Source organism: Bradyrhizobium sp. HKCCYLS3070 (genome assembly GCF_051167575.1).
Taxonomy (GTDB): Bacteria; Pseudomonadota; Alphaproteobacteria; order Rhizobiales; family Xanthobacteraceae; genus Bradyrhizobium.
In genome coordinates this window covers 180,224-203,493 of sequence record NZ_JBNPTI010000010.1, presented here as the reverse complement: position 1 = coordinate 203,493, position 23,270 = coordinate 180,224, and the positions used below count along the sequence as shown (strand labels likewise).

The window sequence follows — 23,270 nt, the reverse complement described above, 5'->3', positions numbered from 1 at the left end:
CATGCAACGCATCGTGCCGGGGCCGGGCCAGGAATCGGTGTGGGACTATCCGCGGCCGCCGCGGCTGGAGCGCTGCACGGCGCGGCTGCGCGTCGCATTTGCCGGCGTCACCATCGCCGACACGCAGGATGGCCATCGCGTGCTCGAGACCAGCCATCCTCCGGTCTACTACATCCCGCCGCAGCATGTCGCGATGCAGTGGCTGCGGCGCGCGCCCGGCCGGTCGTTCTGCGAGTTCAAGGGCGTCGCCGGCTACTGGACGCTGGAGGTCGGCGGCCGCGTGTCCGAGCAGGCCGCCTGGAGCTACGAGCAGCCGACGGCGCCATTCGCACCGATCGCGGGCCATCTGGCGTTCTATGCCTCGCGGGTCGAGGCCTGCTTCGTCGGCGACGAGCGCGTTGCCGCGCAACAGGGCGATTTCTACGGCGGCTGGATCACCTCTCGTGTCGTCGGACCGTTCAAGGGCGGGCCGGGTACGCGGCACTGGTAGACAGGCTCCCGTCCCGATGCATGATCCGGTCGCCGATCCTGATCGTAGGGATGAATGGTGACGGCAGCCTGCGCATGCAGCGCGGCCTGACTTGGCTGGGGCCGCAATCCCTGCCGGACCAGATCTCATCTTCACGACGCCGGGGGAATGCCATGCGACGGTTGATGAAGTTTCTGCACACGATGGGCGCGATCGGCATGATGGGCGCGATGGCCTGCCTCGTCGTGCTGCTCGGCCTCATCCCGCAGCCGTCGGTGTCGCTTGCGCACTATGCCGAGATGCGCGCGGCGATGGGCGCCATCGTGCGCTACGTGTTCTTCCCCTCGCTCGGCCTGACCCTGGTCGCCGGCCTGCTGGCGATCGCGATCAACCGCGCGCTGCACAGCGCCGGCTGGGCGCTCGCCAAGCTCGCTTCCGGCATCCTCGTCTTCGAATGGGGCTTTGCCGCCGTGCAGGGACCGATGCAGGAAGCCGCCGAGGAGGCCGCGCGCGCCGTCGCCGGCCAGATCGATCCGGCGACGCTTGCGCCCAACTTCGGCACCGAGCAGGGCGCCATCTGGGTCACGCTCGGCGTCGCCACCGTGAACGTCATCCTGGGCGTCTGGCGGCCGAAGTTTACGAATTTGCCGGATTGAACGGCGACGAGATTGTCCGACGTCGGTTGCGGTCAGCTTCCAGCATTCTGCGCCGCGAGTGCCGCTCTCGCGTCTCCCCTCCCCCTTGCGGGGAGGGGTCGGGGGTGGGGGTCCCCACGGGCGGTGTCTCGATAGCTCGGATCGATTGGCCGCTGTTGGGCTGACCAGCCCGAACGAAACTCCGCGCCCGCGGACCCCCACCCCCAACCCCTCCCCGCAAGGGGGAGGGGAGCGCACCGCCGCCGCCGCGTGATCTGCGGATTTTGCGAAATTGCTCTTGCTATTTTTCCGAAATCATGTTTTTCTCTCCCCATCCCGCCTCGTGCAGAGGGACGTACGCGTCGTCACGAACGTGGAGGTGGGCTGCGATGGACGTGACGGCTGCGCCAGACGAGCGCAGTTCGGCGCGGACGGCGAAGTCGTGTGGTCCTGGCCTCTCGACGCTGAGGTCAAGTTCGCTTTCGATGCTGTGACGGCTCGGGGCGGGCGATGGGGGCAAGAACGCCGATCCCCAGGGAGAGCGCGAAGGACACCGTTAAAACCGATCGCGCGGGGGAGGCCGGTTGTCAGGCCCGACCTGTGGTGACTGCCGCCTGCTTTCTTGTTGCAGGCGGGCCATGGGCCGCGGTCAGCACCCGGCCTTCCCCGCGCCCTCTCATTTTCAGAGGGACGACTGCCGCATCACTCGGGCACCGATCGTGCCGCGGGATCGCGAACACGCATGCAAGATCACATGTTCAGGATGTCATCAGGGGGCGGGCCCGCAGCCTCCGACGACGCGCATTGTCTTCAGCTGGTCATGCCCGACGCCAGCGCCGCCGCGGCGCTGACGCCGGCCATGTCGACGTTTTCAGAGCTGCGTCGCCCGCAGCTCGATCGTGAGCGGTACGGTCGTGCGCTTGGCGGCCGGATCGGCCGGCATCTGCAGCACGCGGGCGCGCTGGCCGGTGGCGAGGTCGGTGACCTTGACGATTCGGCCATTGGAGAATTCGAGCGCATCGTGATGTTCGGTCGGCTTGTTGGTGTCGACCTGCCGGAAGCGGGCGAGATGGGCGCCGACCTTGCGCCGGAAGAAGAAGCCCTTGATGCGGACATCGTCTTCGAAGGCGAGCTCCGTGCCCGGCCGCAGGCAGACGGCGGTCAACGGGTCGTCCTTGGTGCAGAAGCCGCGGGTCTCCGTGCCGGGAAATCGACAGGAGACCAGCACGTCGGCAGTTTTGGCATCGCGGGAAGCAACAGTATGGAGGCTGTAGTCACACATGGGGAGCTCCTGAAGGCCGCCAGCACTGAGGCCGCAACGGCGCAGCAGGAGAGTTGTTCCATGTTGTTGCAGCCCGTCTGCTCAAGGACTCCCGCCGCGGGACCGGCCGGCGGCGGGAACTCGCGATCAGGTGAGATGCGCAGCTTCTTCGGCCTCGTCCTCGGCGGCGCCCCAATGCGAGGCGTCCTTGATGGTCGGATCGATCAGCTCGCCGCGCAGCAGCGCCAGCGGCGACTTCCAATACAGCGCGATGTTGTGGAACGGGTCGGTCAGCACCTTGAAGGCCCAGATCAGGCCCGTCGAGACATCCTGCATTGCAAACAGCTGGATGACGCGAAACAGGCCGCCGCCGATGCCGACCGCGAGCCAGAGCAGGCCGACGTGGCGGACGAAGTCCATCCGGCCGGTCGGCTCGGCGAACAGGCCGAACAGCGTCGGAAACGCGAACAGCGCCACCGGCACCAGGCCCCACACCGTCAGCAGCACGATCTTGCGGGTCTGATTGTAGCCGACCTTGACCGCTTCCTTGTAGTCGTTGCTGACGCCGTTGACGTGGTCATAGCCGTTCGGTTCGAAGAAGAAGTGCCCGGTCTGCCGCGTCAGCATCGCGAGCCAGCCGACCAGGCCGGCCATCGCCGGATCCTTGAACAGGAGCGCATAGCACACGAGGAAGATCACGGCGCTGACCAGGTGCAGCGTCTGATTGATCCGGCTCTGATGATAGTAGCGATAGTCGTCGAAGCGCTGCGTCTGCAGCGTCTTGTAGTAGCGCGACATGCGAATCCCCGTGCCGTTGTGGAACGAGGCGAAGACGTAGAGGGCCTCGGTGAAGGTGGCGTGACATTATGATGTTGTCACAATGAAACCGACCGGGATCGGATCGGGAGCCGCAATGTGCGCAAGCGAGCGGACTCTGCGCCGGCGCACGACTCGCCGGCTGGTCTCTCTGTCTGCCGCAAAATGCGGAGAAACGGCTTTGATCCGGATCAAAGCCGGCTGCCGATGTGACGTGTTGCGGCCTGCGTCAGCCGGCGGGCGACCTTGCCAGCCGGATCGCCTCGCTCAGGATCGCCCGGTCACCGATATGGTTGGCGAGCAGCAGCACCAGCCTGGCGTTCATGCGCAGCGCCTCGTCCTCGCCGAGGTCGCGCTGGCCGCCGATCAGCTCGGCATAGAAGTCGTCGGGATCGCTGATGTTCGGGGTGAGGGTCAGGCTCATGCTGCAAGCTCCTGCTGGACCGCGCCGCGCCTGCCGCAGGCGCGCCGGACCGCGTCCGTGATCGCGTCCCCGTCGAACTGCGGCCAGCGGGCGGTGACATATTGATCGGGACGGAACAGATAGGTCGTGCCGGGCGAGGCGCCGTATCGTGCCGCGAGCAGGCCCGTGGCATCGGCGATGTCGCGACCGACGACGATCACCTGCGCCGTGATGCCGTCGATGGTGAGCTGCTCGGCCGTCACGGCGGGGTCGAACGTGACCACGGTGAAGCTGGAGCCGAGACAGTTCAGCAACCAGCCGGGCTCGCCCGCGATCGTCACCGGTGCATCGGCGGCATTGGTGCCAGGCGTCATCGCGCCGGGGACGTTGCCGCCGTCAGGCGTATTCAACGACGACGCGACATAGGGCGTCGGCGTCGACAGCCGGCCGCTGTTGACCAGCGGCCGCGCAAAGCTGTGGTTCTGTGCGAGGTCGAGCACGGCGTCGCGGTAAAGACGACTGGCTTGCGTCTTCGGCGTGATGAAGTCGGTCGCGCGCGTCGAGTTCAGGATGTTGTCGTCGGCGGCAAAGGCGCGCTCCTCGTGATAGCTGTCGATCAGGCTCTCCGGCGCCTCGCCGCGCAGCACCATTGCCAGCTTCCAGGCGAGGTTGTCGATGTCCTGCACGCCGGTGTTGGCGCCGCGGGCGCCGAACGGCGACACCTGGTGCGCCGCGTCGCCCGCGAAGAGGACGCGGCCGTGACGGAAATTGTCGATCCGGCGGCAGGCGAACTGATAGATCGACACCCATTCGAGCTCAAATTCGGTGCTCTCGCCGAGCATGGCCCGGATGCGTGGGATCACGCGCTCGGGCTTCTTCTCCTCGTCCGGATTGGCGTCCCAGCCGAGCTGGAAGTCGATGCGCCAGATGTTGTCGGACTGGCGATGCAGCAGCACCGACTGTCCCGGATGAAACGGCGGATCGAACCAGAACCAGCGCTCGGTCGGATACTCCGCCTTCATCCTGACGTCGGCGATCAGGAAGCGGTCCTGAAAGAACTGACCCGTGAACTCGGCGCCGACCATGCGCCGCGTATCGGAATTGGCGCCGTCGCAGGCGATCACCCACTGCGCCTCCATGGTGAAGATGCCGTCCGGCGTCTCCACCGCGAGCTGCGCGAAGTCGTCGGTCTGCTTGAGGCTGACGAGCCGATGCTTCCAGCGCAGATCGATCAGCGGAGTCCTGTTGCAGGCATCGACCAGAATCTCCTCGAGATAGTATTGTTGCAGGTTGATCATTGCCGGCCAGCGATGGTCGGGCTCGGGCAGCAAATCGAATTGATAAGAGAGCTGGTCGCGGAAGAACACCTTGCCGATGTTCCAGCTCACGCCCTTTTCCACCATCGGCGCGGCGCAGCCGAGCCGATCCAAGATCTCGAGCGGGCGCTTGGCGTAGCACACGGCGCGGGAGCCGATGCTGACGGTATCGTTGTCGTCGAGCACGACCACGGGCTGGCCGCGGGCGGCGAGATCGAGCGCCGCTGTCAGGCCGATCGGCCCGGCGCCGATCACGACGATCGGATGGCGGCGGGTCTCGCCGCTGCGCTGCTCCGCCGAGCAGACATAGGGAAATCGCGGATAGACATAGTTGCTCATGGCTGCCTCGCCTGGCGCGTTGCGGTCGGGACTGTCGGGACGAGCAATCGCTCAGTCGCTGCCTGCGAATTCCTTCTCGTGCATCCAGGCGGTGTGCCGCGGCGGCTTCTTGGTGGTCGCCCATTCGTCGACCATGGCGTGGGCGACCGACTTCATCCGCGCGATCTGCTCGGGCGTTGCAGTCCAGGCCGCGATCTCCAGCCGATGGCCGCTCGGATCATGGAAATAGATCGACTTGAAGATGGTGTGGTCGGTGATCCCGACGACGTCGAGGCCGGCGGCCTCGGCGCGCGCCTTGGCTTCTTCCAGCTCCTCCATGTCCTTGACCTGGAAGGCGATGTGCTGGGTCCATTCCGGGGTGTTCGGATCGCGCCCCATCGGCGGCGAGTTCGGCAGCTCGAAGAAGGCGAGGATGTTGCCGTTTCCCGCATCCAGGAAGATGTGCATGTACGGATCGGGCGCCTTGGTCGAGGGCACCTTGTCCTCGGCGATGGCGCCGAGCAGGTCCATGTTGAGGACCTTCTTGTAGAACTCGACCGTGGCCTTGGCGTCGACGCAGCGATAGGCGACGTGATGGATCTTCTCGATCTGCATGATTGTCCTCCCGTTGTTGCCAGGATAGTAACGAATGATACGATTGTGCGGCATTGATCCAGATCAACCCGACCGGGATCGGATCGAGGTCGCCAGGGGCTGGAAGGACGAGGACCGAGACGCAATGACGAAGCCGGCCACCGACATGCGCGACCGCAAGCAGGGCGAGGCGGCCACGGAGCGCGAGCTCAGATTGCAGCGCTATTTTCCCTACCGGCTGGCCCGGCTCGCCGAACAGGTGTCGCTGGCGGTGGCGGAGGTCTATGCCGACCGCTTCGCGCTGTCGCGCCAGGAATGGCGGATCCTCGCGGCGCTCGGCGAGCAGCCGCGGCTGCCGACCAAGGAGATCGGCCGGCTGACGACGCTCGACAAGATGAACGTCAGCCGCGCCATGCAGAGCCTGGAGGCACGCGGGATCGTCAGCCGCAGCCGCGATCCGGAGGACGGCCGCGAGCGGATCGTGGCGCTGACGGCCGCCGGGCGGGCGCTGTACCGCAGGATCGTGCCTCATGCGCTGGCGCGCGAGGCCGATCTGCTCAGCGTGCTTTCGGCCGCCGAGATCGCGACCCTCGACACGGTCATCGACAAGCTGCTCGCGGCCGCCGAACGATCGCTCGATGATCCCCCCGGCCGAAAGGCTTGATCGGTGCCGCCGCCGCGCTATATCGACGGTCTCTCTCCACCCCTGATAGCATGGGCCAACGTACGACGATGACCGACACCGCCACCGTTAGCCATTCCTTCCAGGCCGAAGTCTCCGAGCTGCTCCATCTGATGGTGCATTCGGTCTATTCCGAGACCGATATTTTCCTGCGCGAGCTGATTTCGAACGCCTCGGACGCCTGTGACAAGCTGCGTTACGAGGCGATCGCCAGACCCGATCTGATCGGCGACGGCGAGGCGCCGCAGATCCGCATCATCCCGAACAAGGCCGCTGATACGCTGACCATCGCCGACAGCGGCATCGGCATGGAGCGCCAGGAACTGATCGACCATCTCGGCACCATCGCCCGCTCCGGCACCAAGGCGTTCGTGCAGAAGTTGGCCGAGGCCAAGGACGGCACCGGCCTGATCGGCCAGTTCGGCGTCGGCTTCTACTCGGCCTTCATGGTCGCCGACCGCATCGTCGTGATCAGCCGCCGTGCCGGCGGCAGCGAGGTCTGGACCTGGACCTCGTCGGGCGGCGCGGGCTTCGAGGTGGCGCCCGCGTCCGAGGAGGATGCCAAGCGGGTGACGCGCGGCACCGAGATCGTGCTGCACCTCAAGGACGACGCCAAGAAATATCTCGAAACCTATGAGATCGAGCGCATTGTCACCGCCTATTCCGACAACATCCAGTTTCCGATCATGCTGGTGCCGGAGGAGGGCGAGCCGCGCCAGATCAACTCCGCCAGCGCGCTGTGGCAGCGCTCGAAGTCCGAGCTGACGTCCGACGACTACAGCAAGGCCTACAAGTCGATTGCGCACGCGTTCGACGAGCCGGCGATGACGCTGCACTACCGGGCCGAGGGCCGCTATTCCTACGCGGTGCTGCTGTTCGCGCCGTCGACCAAGCCGTTCGACCTGTTCGAGCCGGCGCGCAAGGGCAAGGTCAAGCTCTATGTCCGCCGCGTCTTCATCACCGATGACGCCGACCTGATGCCGGCCTATCTGCGCTTCATCCGCGGCGTGATCGACAGCGAGGACCTGCCGCTCAATTTGTCGCGCGAGATGCTGCAGAACAATCCGCAGCTGGCGCAGATCCGCAAGGCCGTGACCACGCGCGTGATCGGCGAGCTGGAGCAGCTCGCCGACAAGGATGCCGAAAACTTCGATAAGATCTGGGATTCGTTCGGCGCCGTGATCAAGGAAGGCCTGTACGAGGATTTCGAGCGCCGCGACAAGCTGCTGGCGCTGTCGCGCTTCACCACGACATCGGGCGAGCGGCGCTCGCTGAAGCAATATGTCGAAGGTCTCAAGGAGAACCAGACCGAGATCTATTTCCTGGTTGGTGACAGCATCGAGCGGCTGAAGTCCAATCCGCGGCTCGAGGCCGCCAAGGCGCGCGGCGTCGAGGTGCTGCTGCTCACCGATCCGGTCGATGCGTTCTGGACCTCGGCACGGCTGGAGTTCGACGGCAAGCCGCTGAAGTCGCTGAGCCAGGGCGACATCAACTTCGACCCGATCCCGGTGACCGAGCCGAAGCCCGAGGACGAGGCACAGCCGGCGGCCGACGAGGCCAATACGATCGCGCTGATCAAGGCAAGTCTCGGCGACCACGTCACCGACGTGAAGGTCTCGACCCGGCTTACCACCAGCGCGTCGTGCCTGGTGGCCGGCAGCCATGGTCCGGATCGCGAGCTGGAGCGCATCCTGTCGCAGCAGGCGCGCGGGGCGCGCACCAAGCCGATCCTCGAGATCAATCTGCGCCATCCGCTGGTCGTCGCGGTCGCCAAGGCCGCCGCCGACAAGGCCAAGGTCGACGATCTGTCGTTCCTGCTGCTCGAGCAGGCGCAGATCCTCGACGGCGAACTGCCGGAGGATCCGGCCGCCTTCGCGGCCCGTCTCAACCGGCTGGTGCTGCTGGGCGTCGCGGGGGCCTGAGGCAGGCGGGTCGCCGGGCGCGGAGGTCAGTTCTTCGCGCTCACCTGCGGGACCAGCTTGCGCCAGTGCATGATCTCGGCGCGGTAGGTCGCGGCATAGACGCCGACGTCGCCGGTGAGCGGCGTGGCGCCGACCTCGGCGAACTGCCTGCTGATGTCGGGATCGGCCAGCGCGGCGTTGATCTCGCGGTTGAGCAGCTCGACGATGGCTTTCGGCGTGCCGTGCGGCACCGCGACGCCATAGAAGCCGGAGGTTTCGAACGCCGGCAGCACGTCGGCGACCGGCGGCAGATCGGGGAAGGCGGCGGCATGCTCGCGCGTCGTGACGGCCAGCGCCCGGACCTTGCCGGTGCGCAGGAGGTCGGCGGCGGAAGCGGCGTTGTCGAACATCGCGTGGATATGGCCGGAGGCGAGGTCGGTCAGGGCCGGCCCCGAGCCACGATAATGCACGACGGACCAGGTGATGCCGCCGAGCGTCCGGAACAGCTCGGCCGACAGCAGCTGGACGGTGCCAGGACCGGCGGAGCCGACGCTGAGCTTGCCCGGGTTGGCCTTGGCATAGGCCAGGAATTCGGGCAGCGTCTCGACCGGCAGCTGCCGGCTGACCAGCAGCAGCAGCGGCATGCGCGCCATGCCGGCGACGGGGATGAGATCGCCCTCGGCGCCGGGCGAGCGGTCGGTCGAGGCCGTAATGACGTTGGCGGTCGAGGTCGCAAGGATCGTGTAGCCGTCCGGCGCGGCGCTCGCGACGCTCTTGGTGGCGGTCGCGCCGCCCGCACCCGGCCGGTGATCGAGCACGAAGGGCTGGCCCAGTCGGCGGGTCAGCCGATCGCAGATCAGGAGCGACAGCCGGCCGGTGGCTCCGCCCGGGGCAAACGGAATGACCCAGGTGACGGGCTGAGCCGGATAGGGCGCATCAACTCCGGCGAACGCCGTGGTCGAGGTCACGGCTGCAACGCTGCTCCAGGCGGCGCAGCGCAGCAATGCGCGTCGTGTCATCGTGTCCTTGGGCATGCCGGCCTTCGCGTTGGCATGTTCTGGGAGCGGTAGGATAACCGGCATTTCCGAGAACTTCGTAAAGGATCGCATTCGCATCAACAGCGACGCACTCTCGGCCGGTTAACCCTCCCGCTTAACGGCCGGTCAGGCCACCCGGCCTATAAGCACGCCGAATTGGGGTGAGGGCGTTCATGAACTCCGGGCAGTCGGATCGATCTGTGGAACTCAGCACGGCCCCTCGGAAGCCGTCGGCGGCGAAAATCTGGCTGAAGGCGATCGAGCTGACCTCGCGCATCGAGGCAGAGCCGGCGCGGCTGTTCGCCGACGTGGTGGACGACTGGGCCGCGAAGCAGCCCGAACGGCCGGCGCTGATCTCCGATCGCGAGACGCTGAGCTATTCCGCCCTGTCTGGGCGCATCAACCGATACGCCCGCTGGGCGCTGGCCAATGGCATCGGGCCTGGCCACACGATCGCTTTGATGATGCCGAGCCGGCCCGACTACCTGGCCGCCTGGCTCGGGATCAGTCGCGTCGGCGGTGTGGTTGCGCTCATCAATGCCAATCTCATCGGCCCGTCGCTTGCGCATTGCATCAATGTGGCTCGGCCAGTCCATGTGATCGTCTCCAAGGACTTCCATGAAGCCTATACGGAGGTTGCGCCGTTGATCGCGGGCGGGCCGCGTGTCTGGATTGCCGGCGGCGGCGATCTCGACGTCGCGATCGCCGCGATGGATACGCACGCGCTCGACGCGACTGAGCGCCGCGCCGTGACGATTAACGACCGCGCGCTGCTGATCTACACCTCCGGCACGACGGGCCTGCCCAAGGCCGCCAGTATCAGCCATCGCCGCATCATGAACTGGGGCGGCTGGTTTGCCGGCCTCACCGGCGCAGGTCCCGACGATCGCCTCTATGACTGTCTGCCGGTCTATCATTCCGTCGGCGGCATCGTCGCGCCCTGTAGCATGCTGCGCGCCGGCGGTGCGGCGGTGCTCGCGGAGAAATTCTCGGCGAGCAATTTCTGGCGCGACATCGTCCGTCACGATTGCACGCTGGTGCAATATATCGGCGAGCTCTGCCGCTATCTGCTGGCCGCCGCGCCATCCGATTTCGACCGCGCCCATCGGCTGCGGCTCGCCTGCGGCAACGGAATGCGCGGCGACGTCTGGGAGGCGTTCCAGGCGCGCTTCGCCATCCCCCAGGTGCTGGAATTCTATGCCGCGACCGAAGGCAACTTCTCACTCTACAATGTCGAGGGCAGGGTGGGATCGATCGGGCGCGTGCCGTCGCTGCTTGCGCATCGCTTTCCCGCCGAAATCATCAAGCTGGATGCCGACCAGCGCGCACCCTTGCGCGGACCCGACGGGCGGTGCCTGGTCTGCGCGCGCGGCGAGATCGGCGAGGCCATTGGCCGCATCGGTACGGCGGACCAGGGAGGCGGCCGCTTCGAAGGCTATACCGATACGGGCGAGACCGAGAAGAAGATCCTGCGCGACGTCTTCGCCAAGGGCGATGCCTGGTTCCGCACCGGTGACCTGATGCGCCAGGACGACCAGGGCTTCTTCTATTTCGTCGATCGTCTCGGCGACACCTTCCGCTGGAAGGGCGAGAACGTCGCGACCAGCGAGGTGAACGAGGCGATCCTGCAATGTCCCGGCGTGTTGGAAGCATCGACCTATGGTGTCGTCGTGCCCGGCAGGGACGGACGCGCCGGCATGGCTGCGCTCGTCGTCGGCGACAGCTTCGATCTCGATCGCCTCTCTCTAGAACTTGCCCGCCGATTGCCGCCCTATGCTCGGCCGGTGGCGCTCCGCATCACGTCGTCGCTGCAGTCGACCGAAACATTCAAGCAGAAGAAGCAGGCGCTGATGCGCGACGGCTTCGATCCGTCGATCGTGCATGAGCCGCTCTACGTGCGCGACGCCGGGACGGGTGCCTATTGCCTGCTCGATCGGGATCTCCATGCGCGGATCCTCGCCGGCGAGGTTCGTTTGTAGATGATTTTAATCATAGGCCATGATGGGTATTTACCAACGGTCCCGAAAGATGGCTGGCAAGTCCGGCTTCCTTCACCTTCTCGTCCTATGGTCGGTTTCATCGTTTGAACAGTGAGCGGATTGGCCCATGTCGGTACGGTTAAGAATCATTGCAGCGATCAAGCAGATTGCGGACGAGCAGAAGGTCAAGCTGCCGCCGCTGACCGACGAGCTGACGTTGCACGAGACCGGCTTCGACTCGCTCGCTTTCGCCATCCTGGTCGCCCGTCTCGAGGACGATCTCGGCGTCGATCCGTTCACCCTGTCCGAGGATGTGACGTTCCCCAACACGATAGGCGACTTCATCGGGGCCTATGAGAATGTCCCCGCGTGAGATCTTCGCCCTTCGCGACCATCTCGGGGCGGCGCTGACCGAACGGACGATCTCCGATCCGCGTCACGTCATATCGCTCGCCGAGCTGTCGCGCGGAAGCTGCCTCGGCGGCCGCGCCGCAGAGCTCAACGGACGTTCGGTGCTGCTGGCGACCTCCGGCCAGCTCCTCGCCGGCCTCGCGCTGATCGAGATCGACGGCGTCGCACGACGCATCCTGTTGTGTCCGCCGGATCTCAAGGGCGAGCATCTCGCCAGCATCATCGCCGATGCTGAAATCGACGTCATCGTGACCGATGAGGTCCAGCGTTTCGGCGCTTGCGGCGTCGATCTCGTGATCGAGGTCGCCCTGCCGCGGCCTTCTGCCGTGGTCGTGCAGACGGTGTGCGCCACCGAATGGCTGATGCTGACATCAGGCACGTCGGGCGTGCCGAAGATTGTCGGGCATACTCTGGATGGCCTGTGCGGCGCGATCATCGGCGACCGTCCGGGTCCTGGCGAAGCCATGCCGGTGTGGGCGACCTTCTACGACATCCGCCGCTATGGCGGCCTGCAGATCTTCCTGCGCGCCATCGTCGGCGGCGGCTCGATGGTGCTGTCGGATCCCGGCGAGGGGCTCGCGGACCAGATCGCGCGTCTCAACGCGCGCGGCGTCACTCACATGTCCGGAACGCCGTCGCATTGGCGCAAGCTGCTGATGAGCGGATCGGTCGAAGGCTTTGCGCCGCGCTATGTGCGTCTCTCCGGCGAGATCGCCGACCAGGCCGTGCTCGACGGATTGAAGCAGGCATTTCCCGACGCTTCGATCGGTCATGCCTACGCCTCGACGGAGGCCGGCGTCGGCTTCGCGGTCAATGATGGGCTGGAGGGTTTTCCTGCGACGCTGCTCGGCGAGGGCCGCGGGGCCGTCGACATGAAGGTCGTCGACGGCTCGCTGCGCATCCGCTCCAAGCGTGCCGCGCACGCCTATGTCGGACGCTCTGCCGCCGCCCTGACCGACACGGATGGCTATGTCGACACCGGTGACATGGTCGAGCTGCGCGGCGATCGCTACTACTTCGTCGGACGCCGCAACGGCATCATCAATGTCGGCGGGCTCAAGGTCCATCCCGAAGAGATCGAAGCCGTGATCAATGGCCATCCCGAGGTGCGGATGTCGCGCGCCAAGTCGCGGCGCAGCCCGATCACCGGGGGCATCGTCGTCGCCGAGGTCGTGCTGACGGCGGATGCCGATCCGGTACGGAGTGAGACGGTCCGCAATGAGATCCTGGCCGCGTGTCGCGCGCGTCTCGCGGCCCACAAGGTGCCGGCGATGATCCGCGTCGTGCCAGCGCTCGACGTCACTCCGGCCGGCAAGCTGGCGCGCGCCGATGCATAATGTTCTCGTCACCGGCGGCAGCCGTGGCATCGGGCTCGCCATCGCGCGCAGGCTCGCGGGAGCGGGCTATGACGTCATCGCGGTGGCCCGCCGGGAGAGCGACGAGCTGCGCGCCGCGATGGCCGAGTTCAGCGCCAGCAGCGCCGGCATTCATTTCCGCGCCTGCGACCTCAGCATCGTTGATGAACTACCGGCCTTCGTGAAGTCGGTGCGCGACGAGTTCGGTCCGCTCTATGGTCTCGTCAACAATGCCGGTCTCGGCACCGAGGGCCTGCTCGCGACCATGCATAATTCGGAGATCGAGGCACTGGTGCGGCTGAACGTGCTGGCGCCGATGATCCTGACGAAATACGTCGTTCGTCACATGATGGCCGCGGGCGAAGGCCGGGTGATCAACATCTCCTCGATCATCGCCTCTACCGGCTACAAGGGCCTGTCCGTCTACGGAGCGACCAAGGCGGCCGCCAACGGCTTCACGCGCTCGCTGGCGCGCGAGGTCGGCAAGGTCGGCATCACCGTGAACGCGATCGCGCCGGGCTTCATCGCCACCGAGCTGACGCAGAGCATGGACGAGGAGCAGCAGCGACGCATCGCCGGCCGCAGCGCGTTGCGGCGGCTGCCGGAAACGGATGACGTGGCCGCGATGGTTGAATTCCTGCTCAGCGACGGCGGGCGCAATGTCACCGGTACCGTGCTGACGGTCGACGCAGGCAATACCGCCTGAGGCCATTTGCGGCGATCGGTCGCTCTCGCCGTTGATTTCGCTCAAGCGTCCGACGCGCGGCAGCAGCGATAGTGCCGGCGCAATCCGGAACCGGTATCCATGTTCGAGCGCATTCTGCGGTGGACCCTCGTCGTGATCGCAATCGCGGGCCTCGCCGCGGGCGGCCTCGCGCATGTGCTCGGTCGCCCCGATCTTGCCGGGATCGCGTTCACGGCCTCGACCGTTCCTGTCATCCTGGGGCTGATCGTCTCGATCGTCCGCGATTTCCTGGCCGGCCGCATCGGCGTCGACGCGATCGCGCTGGTGTCGATGAGCGCGGCGATCATCCTCGGCGAGCCGCTGGCCGGCGCTGTCGTGGCGCTGATGTATTCCGGAGGCAACGTGCTGGAGGACATTGCCGTCGCCCGCGCCGAGCACGATCTGCGCGCGTTGGTCGATCGCGCGCCGCGTGAGGCGCATCGCCGCCGTGGCGACGAGATCGACAACGTTCCGATCGCCAGCGTCGCGGTCGGTGATCGCCTGATGGTCCGCGCCGGCGAGATCGTCCCGGTCGACGGCATGGTCGAAACAACCATCGCCGTCGTCGACGAGTCGGCGCTCACGGGCGAGCCCATCCCGGTGATGAAGACGCGCGGGATGGCGATCCTGTCGGGATCGGTGAACGCCGGCGACACGTTCGAAATGGCGGTCACGGCGACCGCGGGCGAAAGCACCTATGCCGGCATCGTCAAGCTGGTGACGACGGCCCAGACCGCGAAAGCGCCGTTCGTGCGGCTTGCCGACCGCTACGCGCTGATCTTCCTGCCCGTAAGCCTCGCTATTGCGGGGGCCGCCTATTTGGCCTCGGGCGATCTGATCCGGAGTCTTGCCGTGCTGGTGGCGGCAACGCCGTGCCCGCTGATTCTCGCCGCACCCGTCGCTTTCATTGCGGGCGTGGCGCAGGCGGCCCGAAGCGGCATTCTGGTCAAAGGCGGCGGCAAGCTCGAGGCGCTCGCGCGTGCCCATACCGTGCTGTTCGACAAGACGGGCACGCTGACCGTCGGCGGCGCGCGGCTGCTCTCGGTCGACGCCGCACCGGGCGAGGACGCCGATGCGGTCCTGCTGCTCTGCGCATCGCTCGAGCAGGCCTCGCACCACGTGGTGGCGCACGCGATCGTTCAGGCCGGCCAGGCCCGCGGGCTGAAGCTGAAGGTGCCCGAACAGGTCAGGGAAACCATGGGCTCGGGCCTCGAAGGTCTGATCGATGGCCGCCCTGTGATGGCCGGCTCGCGCGACCTCGTGCTCGGCAGCCGCACGCCGCCGGCTTGGGCGGCGCGCGCGATCCGCCGGGCGTCGTGGCGTTCGGCCCTGATCGTCTTCGTTGCCGTCGAGGGGCGCCCGATCGGGGCGCTGCTGCTGGCCGACGAGTTGCGCGCGGATACGCCGCGGGCGATCCGCTGGCTGCGCGAGGCCGGCATCGCGCGCATGGTCATGGTGACCGGGGATCGCGCCGCGGCCGCCCAGGCGATCGGCGCGGCGCTCGACCTCGACGCCGTGCTGGCGGACCGTGTCCCCTCCGACAAGGTGGAGGCGGTCAAGAGCGAGCAGCGGCTGCATCCCACCATCATGGTCGGCGACGGCATCAACGATGCCCCGGCGCTGGCCTCTGCCGACGTCGGCATCGCGCTCGGCGCCCGTGGTGCCAGCGCCTCGTCGGAAGCCGCCGACGTGGTTATTCTCGCCGATCGGCTCGATCGCGTCGGCGAGGCGATCGTGATCGCGCAGCGCGCCCGACGCATCGCCCTGGAGAGCATCTTCGTCGGCATGGGCCTGTCGTTCGTGGCGATGGGCGCAGCGGCCTTCGGCCTGCTGCAGCCGGTGCCTGCGGCCCTGGTCCAGGAGGCCATCGACGTCGCCGTCATCCTGAACGCGCTCCGCGCTCTGTTCCCGGCCAGGCGCGGCAAGGCCGGCCGGATCACGGCCGAAGACGGCCGAGGGCTCAGGCATGATCACCAGGCGCTGCTGCGCGGCCTCGACCGCCTGCGCTCGATCGTCGATGCGCTCGACGAAGCCTCGCCGGACGGCGCCGTGGCGCTGATCATGGAGGCAAACGGCTTGGTGCAGGACAAGGTCGTGGCGCATGAGCGCGACGACGAAGGATCGGTCTATCCGAAGCTCGCGCGGCTCCTGCAGGAGAGCCATGGCCTGTCGGCGATGAGCCGGGCGCATCGCGAGATCCTGCATCTGGCGCGCCTGCTCGGCCGGCTGGTCGAGGATCTGCCGTCCGAGCATGTGGACCGCTATCTGATCCGCGATGCGCAACGGGTGATCGAGGCGATCGAGACGCTGGTGCGCATGCACACGGCGCAGGAGGACGACATCTATGAGGCCGTGGTGGCGCGCTCGGCCGCCTGAACCGTTCGCGTCAGCCCGGATGCCGCGGCAGGTCGATCCGTTCGTTGGCGAATTCCGCAGGACCTTCGATCAGGCGGCGGATCCGCCGCTGGCGCTCCTCGGCCGACAGACTCGGATCGAGCATCCGATCGATCAGCCGGATCGCATTCTGCTCGATGGCGACGGGATCCCGCGACGTGGGCTGCCCGGCTGCTGCCGGCCGCGATGCATGCAGGCCGATCGTGAGCAACTGGCCGATGGCGTCGGAGCGTGTCATCTGGTGAGCCTCCGCCCAGGCGTCGATCTCGGCGGTGAGCTCCTGGGACAGCTTCACCGCACTCACCGCATCATGTCCCAGCCGGACGGCCGGGCTGTGATCCCTGCGGACGTCGGAGAATGGCGTCATGTGTTTGCCGGACGTCATCTGCCTGTTGATCATATCAGCCTAAAGTATGCGGGAGGGACTGGGATTTGATTTCGATCAAGGACGTCCTAAGAAAGCGGCCTCTCGCGGCGGTTCCGCCGCCGGATGCCACGCGTGTCGCTGCTGCCAGGCAGGCCACGGAGCTTAATACTGCAGACAGTCAGCAAGCCCATGCGATTCCTCCACACTTTCCAAGTCTATGATTTCCTCGACACGCTCGTCAGCCTGTTCGCAGCTTTCGTGCTGGGGACGCTGATCGGCGCCGAGCGGCAATACCGGCAGCGCAGCGCCGGCCTGCGCACCAACGTGCTGGTCGCCGTCGGCGCGGCCGCCTTCGTCGATCTCGGCAACCGCCTGACCGGCGCCGACGGCGCGGTGCGGATCATCGCCTATGTGGTGTCGGGCATCGGCTTCCTCGGCGCCGGCACGATCATGAAGGAGGGCATGAACGTCCGCGGGCTCAACACCGCGGCGACGCTGTGGGCGTCCGCCGCGGTCGGCGCCTGCGCCGGCGCCGACCTGATCGCGCAATCGGTGGCGCTGACCGTGTTCGTGCTGGCCGGCAACACGCTGCTGCGGCCGCTGGTCAACGCGATCGATCGCATCCCGCTCAATGCGCAGACGTCGGAGGCGCACTACGAGATCGTCCTGACCACCGACGGGCTGCGCGCCGCCGAGCTGCGCGAGGCGCTCGACGAGCGGCTGGAGGCGGCCAAATACCCGGTGCGGGAGACCGAGGTCGTCTATCGCTCCGAGGACATCGTCGAGATCGTCGCGACGCTGGTGCCGCTCGCGGTCGATACGGTCGATCTCGACCGCGTCGTGTCCGAGCTGGCGAAGCTCGCCGGGGTCCGTCATGCGACCTGGAACGTCAGGGCGCTGGTGTGACGGCATTGCCCGACCAGCATCGCCGCACCGGCGGCGGGGCGCTCGCCACACCTCGTGGCTGCCGGCCGCCGGCGGCCGTGGCAAGCTCCCCACCCACGTCATGGTTCGATATCCCCTGCATCGCTCATCGCGCCCATGCGAAAGTTCCATGTCGCGCCTGAACCATCGCTGAATGCAGCGCCGTCAGTCGTCAGGCGTGCGGCAGCTCCATCGTCAGTGCCCGCCGCGGGCGAAGATCTCATAGAAGCCGAGCACGATCTCGCAGGCGATCAGGATGACGACGATGACCTCGAGCCGCAGCGAGCGCTTGGTGTCGATGATGTCGGCGAGCGTGGTCGCCGTCTCGGCGATCACCGCGAGCTTGCGGTTGAGGGTGTCCTCGCGCTCTTTCAGCTCATACTCGTCCTCGAGCCGCGCATAGAGCCGCTCCAGATCTGGCCGGTCCCACAACACGTCCGGCTTTTCGCCGACGGCCACGCGGCCGGAGACGCGGTGCTGCACCAGCAGCGCCTCGCCGAGCAGCTTGAGCATCGCCACCCGGCTCTTCGATGTTCGTCCCAGCATCGCCAGCTCGCGCGCGAACGGCTCGATGGTGTCGAACACGTTGGCGATCTCGCGCTCGCTGCGGCCGAGCACGACGCTCTTCGCCAGCGCATCGGCGACGATGAGCAGTCGCTCCAGCGACAATTCCTTGACCAGGACCGGGCCGCCGACCGGGATCGGCTCGTCGGATTCGCGCGCGACCTGGACCTTGGCCGTCTCTTCCTCGTGGGGCGCGATCGGGCCGAACAGCCGCGCGCTCAGCCGGTCGAGGAAGTTGATCTCCTCGGCCACCGACAGGCCGATGAAGACGACGACGCCGTAGCGGAAGACCACGGCAACTCCCGTCTCGCCGATGCGGACCGCAAGCGGCGTCGCCGACAGCACCTGGCCTTCGAAGCCGGCGGTATTGATGCGGTCCGCGATCTGGAGCGCGCGGGCGGCGAGTTGTGGAACGGGGGAGGAGTCGGCCATGATGGTGAAAGGCTAGCACGTCGAGCCCGACAGAACGATAACGCGGCGCAAGCCTGGCGACACGTCCGTTGCCGAATATCGCTGCCTGAACCCGCTTGACAGGAAGGAACGTAGCTCCTCATTGGACGCGCACCCCGGATGGATGCCTCTCGATGTCGAAGACCAGTGCTGCGGACTACTATGCCTCGATCCCGGTGTTTCGCGGCTTCGCGCGCCTGATGGAGCCGCAGCTCTACCAGCCGGTGCCGGACGACTGGCTGATCGGCACGGCCGACATCGTCGAGTCGACCAAGGCGATCGCCGACAGGCGCTACAAGGCGGTCAACATGGCCGGGGCGGCGGTCATCGCCGCGGTCACCAATGCCTTGGAGGGGCGCGAATTCCCGTTCGTGTTCGGCGGTGACGGCGCCAGCTTCGCCGTCAGCCCGGATGACGAAGCGGCCGCGCGCGAAGCCCTTGCCGCCACCGCGACCTGGGTCAGGGAGGATCTCGCTCTCGCGATGCGCGTCGCGCTGGTGCCCGTGACGGCGATCCGCGCGCAGGGGCTCGATGTCCGCGTGGCGCGCTACGGTCCGTCGGCCAATCTGTCCTATGCGATGTTCGCGGGCGGCGGAGTGGGCTGGGCCGAGGCCGCGATGAAGCGGGGCGAGTTCGCGATTCCCCCGGCGCCGTCCGGTGCGCAGCCCGATCTGTCCGGACTCTCGTGCCGCTTCGAGGAGATTCCGGCGGCGCGCGGGGTCATCCTGTCGGTGCTGGTGCTGCCGGCTCCCGGCGCTGATGCGCAGGCCTATCGCAAGGTGATCGAGGAGATCATCACCCTCACCGAGCGCAGCCCCGATGCCGGGCGGCCGGTGCCGGCCGGCGCGCCGGCGTTGCGATGGCCGCCGCAGGGATTTGGCTACGAGGTCCGCGCCGCGCGCGGACCGCTGTTGTCGCGCTGGGCCCGCGTGCTCGGACGTACGCTGTTCGTCTATGCCGTGATGCGGTTCAACATCAGCATCGGCGGCTTCGTGCCGGATCTCTACAAGCAGCAGGTGGTCGAGAATTCCGACTTCCGCAAATATGACGATGCGCTGCGCATGATCCTCGACTGCACCGACGAGCTCGCGCAGGAGCTGGAGCGCCGGCTCGGCGCGGCGGCTTCGCGCGGCATCGTCCGCTACGGGCTGCATCGGCAAGATGCCGCGATGATGACCTGCTTCACGCCGTCCGCGATCCGGCCGGATCACGTCCACTTCATCGACGGCGCGCGAGGCGGCTACGCATCGGCTGCGACCGCGCTGAAGGCCGCGGTCGCCTGAGAGTGATCAGCGCGCGCGGGTCCAGGTCTCGCCGCCGCACAGCGATCCGACGCAGCCTTCCACCTTCAGCGTATCCGGGCCGGAGACGGAGATGTGGCTGGTGTAGCTCTGGCCGTCATCGGCGTTGTAGATCTTGCCGGACCATTTGTTCGGCCCCTCCGAGTGAACGCCTTCGAACAATTGCAGGCCGATGATCGGGCGGTTGGCCAGCGCGCGATTGGGATTCTTGTTGTCGACGGCCGGCTTGCCGGTGTCGGTGTCCATCGGCTCCTTCAGCCACACGACGGTGCCGCAGAGATTGGCGCCGCATTTGGCGACCTTGATCCTGGCGTCGCCCGCCTGGGTCAGCCAGGTGCCGGTCGGATCATCGGCGGCCAAAGCGGGCTGCGCCATCACGACGGTCGCCAGCGCAAGACCAGCCAAACGCAATTTCCAAATCATCTTACCCCCCGTTGAAGCCGCGTTTCCATAACAGCAAACGGCGCAGTTGCAATCGCAGAGGAGCGGTTGTCCAAAGCGGGATCATCACGATCAGGTGCATGGCTGCCGAGCCGTCTCAATTCCTTGTTCGGTTGTCTCATGCATGTGCCGGGAAATGGTTTTGATTGCGGCAACAAACTCGGCTGTCGTCCCGGCCCTTGAGCCGGAATCCATACCCCCAGGGAGCGGTTCGAGACGCGCCGGCGATTGGCTTTTCGCATCTCGCGTCGCCGCCGCGTATGGGTCCTGGATCGGCGCCATGCCGCGCTGGCGCGCGTCACGGCTTGTCCGGGACGACGACGGCGGGTGAGGCGGTTTCACGGTTCAAACAGCGATGGACATGGCTTTGCAGTCTCGCGGCGCATCGCGCCCGAGGTCTGCGATCAGTTCGTCCCTCTCGAAATGCAGAGGGCGCAGGGAATGCCGGGTGAAGGCCTCACCCATGGCCCGCCTGCGAAAAGAATGCAGGCGGCAGGTACCACAGGCAAAGCCGATTCAACCGGCATTCCCTGCGCGACGGTCTTCACGCTTATACGCAGTCTCCCTGGTGCGCCGGGCTTGTTGGCCACCATCCCCAGCGCCATGCGTGAGCATTGCGCCAGGTTGACACCAGCTTCGGGGTGTCAGGACGCTGCGACTTCACGTCCGCGTGCTACCGTTCGTCCGCACGCCGATAAGCATGCTGCGGCAGCAACGCGGCCATCGCATCCCCACCTCGCGTGTCGTGACGATCGCGCGCTACGCCCCTCTGCGGTGAGGCGGGATGCCGGGATACAAGCATGATTTCTTGAAAAACGCAAGCGAATTATTTTTTTCGGAATACGGGCCATGTGCTCCGCTGTCGTCCCGGCCTCGAGCGGGGACCCATCCTCCGCAGCGGACATCATGGGCAAAGTGCCATGACCAGCGTGCCTCAAACGTCTGCCTGGGGGTAGGTCGTCCCGGATCTGCGCGCGCGTACCGCGCGCTTGTCCGGGACGACAGGGGAGAGCGGCCTCACCACGGCAATCCGCAGAGGTCGATGGTGCCGCGGGTCGGCGCAGTGCGCTTGACGTCGTGCACGAGCGCAGACAGCGTGTCGAAGCGGATGCGGCCCTGGTCGGGCTGCTCGGCGTAGACGTCGCCGTCGAACGGGATGAAGCCCCTTGCGCCGTAGAAGGCGATGCGATCCGGCGCGCAGAACAGCACGGCGTAGTTGATCGAGTCTTCGTGCCGCAGGGTCTGGATCGCGGCGTTGAGTCCCACGGTGGCCAGGCCACGATTGCGCACGTCCGCGCGCGTCAAAACGCCGCCGATGCCGCCGATGTTGACGTTCTGCCCGTTCCATTTCACCAGGCGGCGATAGATGCCGACGTGGCAGAGCAGGTCGCCGCTCTCGTCTTGCACCAGCACGCGCAGATCGGCATGCGCAAAAGTGATACCTGCCCAGGGTAGGCTCGCGACCACCTCGGGCGGCCAGATCGCGTCATACAGCGGCTTCGCCAGCGGCCAGGACGTGTCTCCATTCAGGACCTCGATCTCGATGCTCATCAAATCGGCTCGCTTTTTCCAGAATCACGGTGTTTTACGGCGTCGGAACCTTCTATAAGGAGGTCCCGTTAAATCCCGTCTTCTCACAAGTTGCGGAACCGATCCCATGACCTTTACGCTCCCCCCTCTGCCCTACGCCTACGAAGCCCTCGGCCCCTACATGTCCAAGGAGACGCTCGAGTACCACCACGACAAGCATCACCAGGCCTATGTGACCAACGGCAACAATGCGATCAAGGGGACCGAATTCGAAGGCAAGTCCCTCGAGGAGATCGTCAAGGGCTCGTTCGGCAAGAACCCCGCCGTGTTCAACAATGCCGGCCAGCATTTCAACCACATCCATTTCTGGTCCTGGATGAAGCCGAACGGCGGCGGCTCCAAGCTGCCCGGCCGGCTCGAGAAGAAGATCGACGAGGATCTCGGCGGCTTCGAGAAGTTCAAGGCCGACTTCGCGGCCGCCGGCGTCGGCCAGTTCGGCTCTGGCTGGTGCTGGCTCTCGGTCAAGAACGGCAAGCTCGAAATCTCCAAGACCCCGAACGGCGAGAACCCGCTGGTGCACGGCGCGACCCCGATCCTCGGCTGCGACGTCTGGGAGCACTCCTACTACATCGACTATCGCAACCGCCGTCCCGACTATCTGAAGGCGTTCGTCGAGAACCTGATCAACTGGGATTACGTCGACGAGCTCTACGGCAAGGCGATCTGATCGCTGACGCAAGCAAGTGACCAGGGCGGCGGCTTCGGCTCGCCGCCCTTTTTCATGGCAAGGCTTTTGACGAGGGCGATCCTTGCAAGAGCGGCGCCCTTGCGGCAAGAGTTTTGCTCCATTCGCGACGAGGGCAGGGCATTCCGTCTCTCGATGCGGTCTGCAGGTAAGGTCCCGTGAATCAACTGATCGGATTCTTTCTCGTCTTCTTTGGCGGCGGCTGCGGCGCCTCGCTACGGCACGCGATCAACATGGCCAGCGCCAAGGCATTCGGGACGGACTTCCCGTACGGCACCTTCATCATCAACATCACCGGCTCCACCGTGATGGGTCTGATCGCCGGGTATCTCGCCTTCAAGGGCGGCGCGCCCCAGCATTGGCGGCTGTTCCTGATGACCGGCATTCTTGGCGGCTACACCACGTTCTCGGCGTTTTCGCTCGACACCGCGCTGCTGTATGAGCGGGGCGCGTTGGGACTGGCTGCGGTCTACGTGCTGGGGTCGGTGGGGATCTCGATCGCCGGCCTGTTCGCCGGCCTGGCGCTGGTGCGGTATTTCAGCTGACGCGCTGGTTGACGGGAGGCGGTCTGTCTCCGCCGTCATTGCGAGCGCAGCGAAGCAATCCAGAATCCCTCCGCTTGGGCAGCCTGGATTGCTTCGCTGCGCTCGCAA

Annotated in this window: 23 protein-coding genes; 13 read left to right on the top strand and 10 right to left on the bottom strand. The window is 66.4% G+C overall.

Going from position 1 to position 23,270, the window contains the following annotated elements:
* Position 1: 1 nt before the first annotated feature.
* Positions 2-490 carry a DUF427 domain-containing protein gene (locus ACQR03_RS26045; RefSeq protein WP_315753732.1) on the top strand — a complete coding sequence of 163 codons (489 nt, stop codon included), beginning with the start codon at positions 2-4 and terminating at the stop codon, positions 488-490.
* A 152-nt stretch (positions 491-642) separates the two neighbouring features.
* On the top strand, positions 643-1,125 hold the full coding sequence (locus ACQR03_RS26040) for a hypothetical protein (protein ID WP_315753730.1): 483 nt from the start codon (positions 643-645) through the stop codon (positions 1,123-1,125).
* A gap of 850 nt (positions 1,126-1,975) precedes the next feature.
* Here ACQR03_RS26040 and ACQR03_RS26035 read toward each other — a convergent pair.
* The 5 genes from ACQR03_RS26035 to ACQR03_RS26015 form a co-directional block, all read right to left on the bottom strand.
* Complete coding sequence (locus ACQR03_RS26035; protein WP_315753724.1) at positions 1,976-2,386, bottom strand: hypothetical protein; 411 nt, start codon at positions 2,384-2,386, stop codon at positions 1,976-1,978.
* Positions 2,387-2,512: 126 nt separating this feature from the next.
* The gene (locus ACQR03_RS26030; protein ID WP_316171297.1) at positions 2,513-3,163 is read right to left on the bottom strand and encodes an Mpo1-like protein; all 651 of its coding nucleotides are present in this window, start codon (positions 3,161-3,163) and stop codon (positions 2,513-2,515) included.
* Between the two features lie 247 nt (positions 3,164-3,410).
* Positions 3,411-3,605 (bottom strand): DUF2783 domain-containing protein, encoded by a 195-nt coding sequence (locus tag ACQR03_RS26025; RefSeq protein WP_315716512.1) that lies wholly within the window; start codon positions 3,603-3,605, stop codon positions 3,411-3,413.
* Entirely contained in the window at positions 3,602-5,239 is a 1,638-nt protein-coding gene (locus ACQR03_RS26020) for an FAD-dependent oxidoreductase (RefSeq protein WP_434841643.1), read from the bottom strand. Before ACQR03_RS26020 ends, ACQR03_RS26025 begins: the two co-directional genes overlap by 4 nt.
* 51 nt (positions 5,240-5,290) lie before the next feature.
* On the bottom strand, positions 5,291-5,833 hold the full coding sequence (locus ACQR03_RS26015; RefSeq protein ID WP_315716514.1) for a VOC family protein: 543 nt from the start codon (positions 5,831-5,833) through the stop codon (positions 5,291-5,293).
* 124 nt (positions 5,834-5,957) lie between these two features.
* Here ACQR03_RS26015 and ACQR03_RS26010 point away from each other — a divergent pair, with 124 nt between their 5' ends.
* Positions 5,958-6,476, top strand: coding sequence for a MarR family winged helix-turn-helix transcriptional regulator (locus ACQR03_RS26010; protein ID WP_316175003.1), 519 nt, complete (start codon positions 5,958-5,960; stop codon positions 6,474-6,476).
* A gap of 68 nt (positions 6,477-6,544) precedes the next feature.
* On the top strand, positions 6,545-8,416 hold the full coding sequence (gene htpG / locus ACQR03_RS26005) for a molecular chaperone HtpG (protein ID WP_434841644.1): 1,872 nt from the start codon (positions 6,545-6,547) through the stop codon (positions 8,414-8,416).
* Positions 8,417-8,442: 26 nt separating this feature from the next.
* Here htpG and ACQR03_RS26000 read toward each other — a convergent pair whose 3' ends face one another.
* Entirely contained in the window at positions 8,443-9,429 is a 987-nt protein-coding gene (locus ACQR03_RS26000) for a Bug family tripartite tricarboxylate transporter substrate binding protein (protein WP_315753713.1), read from the bottom strand.
* Between the two features lie 176 nt (positions 9,430-9,605).
* Here ACQR03_RS26000 and ACQR03_RS25995 point away from each other — a divergent pair, with 176 nt between their 5' ends.
* The 5 genes from ACQR03_RS25995 to ACQR03_RS25975 all read left to right on the top strand — a co-directional run bounded on the left by ACQR03_RS25995 (position 9,606) and on the right by ACQR03_RS25975 (position 16,277).
* Positions 9,606-11,411 (top strand): long-chain-acyl-CoA synthetase, encoded by a 1,806-nt coding sequence (locus ACQR03_RS25995; protein WP_315753711.1) that lies wholly within the window; start codon positions 9,606-9,608, stop codon positions 11,409-11,411.
* Between the two features lie 127 nt (positions 11,412-11,538).
* The gene (locus ACQR03_RS25990) at positions 11,539-11,784 is read left to right on the top strand and encodes an acyl carrier protein (RefSeq protein WP_315716519.1); all 246 of its coding nucleotides are present in this window, start codon (positions 11,539-11,541) and stop codon (positions 11,782-11,784) included.
* On the top strand, positions 11,771-13,159 hold the full coding sequence (locus ACQR03_RS25985; protein WP_315753709.1) for an AMP-binding protein: 1,389 nt from the start codon (positions 11,771-11,773) through the stop codon (positions 13,157-13,159). The genes ACQR03_RS25990 and ACQR03_RS25985 overlap by 14 nt, the downstream gene beginning before the upstream one ends.
* Positions 13,152-13,883, top strand: coding sequence for an SDR family NAD(P)-dependent oxidoreductase (locus tag ACQR03_RS25980; protein ID WP_315753707.1), 732 nt, complete (start codon positions 13,152-13,154; stop codon positions 13,881-13,883). Before ACQR03_RS25985 ends, ACQR03_RS25980 begins: the two co-directional genes overlap by 8 nt.
* Positions 13,884-13,982: 99 nt before the next feature.
* Positions 13,983-16,277 carry a heavy metal translocating P-type ATPase gene (locus tag ACQR03_RS25975; protein WP_315753705.1) on the top strand — a complete coding sequence of 765 codons (2,295 nt, stop codon included), beginning with the start codon at positions 13,983-13,985 and terminating at the stop codon, positions 16,275-16,277.
* Positions 16,278-16,287: 10 nt separating this feature from the next.
* Here the strand turns inward: ACQR03_RS25975 and ACQR03_RS25970 are convergent, their stop codons facing one another.
* Positions 16,288-16,695 carry a hypothetical protein gene (locus ACQR03_RS25970; protein ID WP_315716524.1) on the bottom strand — a complete coding sequence of 136 codons (408 nt, stop codon included), beginning with the start codon at positions 16,693-16,695 and terminating at the stop codon, positions 16,288-16,290.
* Positions 16,696-16,851: 156 nt separating this feature from the next.
* Here ACQR03_RS25970 and ACQR03_RS25965 point away from each other — a divergent pair, with 156 nt between their 5' ends.
* On the top strand, positions 16,852-17,568 hold the full coding sequence (locus tag ACQR03_RS25965) for an MgtC/SapB family protein (RefSeq protein ID WP_315772367.1): 717 nt from the start codon (positions 16,852-16,854) through the stop codon (positions 17,566-17,568).
* Between the two features lie 213 nt (positions 17,569-17,781).
* On the opposite strand, the gene ACQR03_RS25960 is transcribed toward ACQR03_RS25965, so the two are convergent.
* Entirely contained in the window at positions 17,782-18,582 is an 801-nt protein-coding gene (locus ACQR03_RS25960) for an RMD1 family protein (protein WP_409977997.1), read from the bottom strand.
* 152 nt (positions 18,583-18,734) lie between these two features.
* Here ACQR03_RS25960 and ACQR03_RS25955 point away from each other — a divergent pair, with 152 nt between their 5' ends.
* A complete protein-coding gene (locus tag ACQR03_RS25955; RefSeq protein WP_315716526.1) occupies positions 18,735-19,883 on the top strand; it encodes a DUF3095 domain-containing protein in 1,149 nt (382 codons plus the stop codon).
* A gap of 6 nt (positions 19,884-19,889) precedes the next feature.
* On the opposite strand, the gene ACQR03_RS25950 is transcribed toward ACQR03_RS25955, so the two are convergent.
* A complete protein-coding gene (locus ACQR03_RS25950) occupies positions 19,890-20,324 on the bottom strand; it encodes a DUF2147 domain-containing protein (protein ID WP_315716527.1) in 435 nt (144 codons plus the stop codon).
* A gap of 1,035 nt (positions 20,325-21,359) precedes the next feature.
* Positions 21,360-21,893 carry a GNAT family N-acetyltransferase gene (locus ACQR03_RS25945; RefSeq protein ID WP_315753701.1) on the bottom strand — a complete coding sequence of 178 codons (534 nt, stop codon included), beginning with the start codon at positions 21,891-21,893 and terminating at the stop codon, positions 21,360-21,362.
* Positions 21,894-21,999: 106 nt separating this feature from the next.
* Here ACQR03_RS25945 and ACQR03_RS25940 point away from each other — a divergent pair, with 106 nt between their 5' ends.
* Positions 22,000-22,599: a superoxide dismutase gene (locus ACQR03_RS25940; protein ID WP_315753699.1), complete on the top strand. Its 600-nt coding sequence runs from the start codon at positions 22,000-22,002 to the stop codon at positions 22,597-22,599.
* 176 nt (positions 22,600-22,775) lie between these two features.
* Entirely contained in the window at positions 22,776-23,162 is a 387-nt protein-coding gene (gene crcB, locus ACQR03_RS25935; protein WP_315825456.1) for a fluoride efflux transporter CrcB, read from the top strand.
* Positions 23,163-23,270: the final 108 nt, after the last annotated feature.

Coding starts and splice junctions, on each gene's coding strand:
- ACQR03_RS26045 (WP_315753732.1), top strand. CDS start 2: ATGCAACGCATCGTGCCGGGGCCGGGCCAGGAATCGGTGTGGGACTAT.
- ACQR03_RS26040 (WP_315753730.1), top strand. CDS start 643: ATGCGACGGTTGATGAAGTTTCTGCACACGATGGGCGCGATCGGCATG.
- ACQR03_RS26035 (WP_315753724.1), bottom strand. CDS start 2,386: ATGTGTGACTACAGCCTCCATACTGTTGCTTCCCGCGATGCCAAAACT.
- ACQR03_RS26030 (WP_316171297.1), bottom strand. CDS start 3,163: ATGTCGCGCTACTACAAGACGCTGCAGACGCAGCGCTTCGACGACTAT.
- ACQR03_RS26025 (WP_315716512.1), bottom strand. CDS start 3,605: ATGAGCCTGACCCTCACCCCGAACATCAGCGATCCCGACGACTTCTAT.
- ACQR03_RS26020 (WP_434841643.1), bottom strand. CDS start 5,239: ATGAGCAACTATGTCTATCCGCGATTTCCCTATGTCTGCTCGGCGGAG.
- ACQR03_RS26015 (WP_315716514.1), bottom strand. CDS start 5,833: ATGCAGATCGAGAAGATCCATCACGTCGCCTATCGCTGCGTCGACGCC.
- ACQR03_RS26010 (WP_316175003.1), top strand. CDS start 5,958: ATGACGAAGCCGGCCACCGACATGCGCGACCGCAAGCAGGGCGAGGCG.
- htpG (WP_434841644.1), top strand. CDS start 6,545: ATGACCGACACCGCCACCGTTAGCCATTCCTTCCAGGCCGAAGTCTCC.
- ACQR03_RS26000 (WP_315753713.1), bottom strand. CDS start 9,429: ATGCCCAAGGACACGATGACACGACGCGCATTGCTGCGCTGCGCCGCC.
- ACQR03_RS25995 (WP_315753711.1), top strand. CDS start 9,606: ATGAACTCCGGGCAGTCGGATCGATCTGTGGAACTCAGCACGGCCCCT.
- ACQR03_RS25990 (WP_315716519.1), top strand. CDS start 11,539: ATGTCGGTACGGTTAAGAATCATTGCAGCGATCAAGCAGATTGCGGAC.
- ACQR03_RS25985 (WP_315753709.1), top strand. CDS start 11,771: ATGTCCCCGCGTGAGATCTTCGCCCTTCGCGACCATCTCGGGGCGGCG.
- ACQR03_RS25980 (WP_315753707.1), top strand. CDS start 13,152: ATGCATAATGTTCTCGTCACCGGCGGCAGCCGTGGCATCGGGCTCGCC.
- ACQR03_RS25975 (WP_315753705.1), top strand. CDS start 13,983: ATGTTCGAGCGCATTCTGCGGTGGACCCTCGTCGTGATCGCAATCGCG.
- ACQR03_RS25970 (WP_315716524.1), bottom strand. CDS start 16,695: ATGATCAACAGGCAGATGACGTCCGGCAAACACATGACGCCATTCTCC.
- ACQR03_RS25965 (WP_315772367.1), top strand. CDS start 16,852: ATGCGATTCCTCCACACTTTCCAAGTCTATGATTTCCTCGACACGCTC.
- ACQR03_RS25960 (WP_409977997.1), bottom strand. CDS start 18,582: ATGGCCGACTCCTCCCCCGTTCCACAACTCGCCGCCCGCGCGCTCCAG.
- ACQR03_RS25955 (WP_315716526.1), top strand. CDS start 18,735: ATGTCGAAGACCAGTGCTGCGGACTACTATGCCTCGATCCCGGTGTTT.
- ACQR03_RS25950 (WP_315716527.1), bottom strand. CDS start 20,324: ATGATTTGGAAATTGCGTTTGGCTGGTCTTGCGCTGGCGACCGTCGTG.
- ACQR03_RS25945 (WP_315753701.1), bottom strand. CDS start 21,893: ATGAGCATCGAGATCGAGGTCCTGAATGGAGACACGTCCTGGCCGCTG.
- ACQR03_RS25940 (WP_315753699.1), top strand. CDS start 22,000: ATGACCTTTACGCTCCCCCCTCTGCCCTACGCCTACGAAGCCCTCGGC.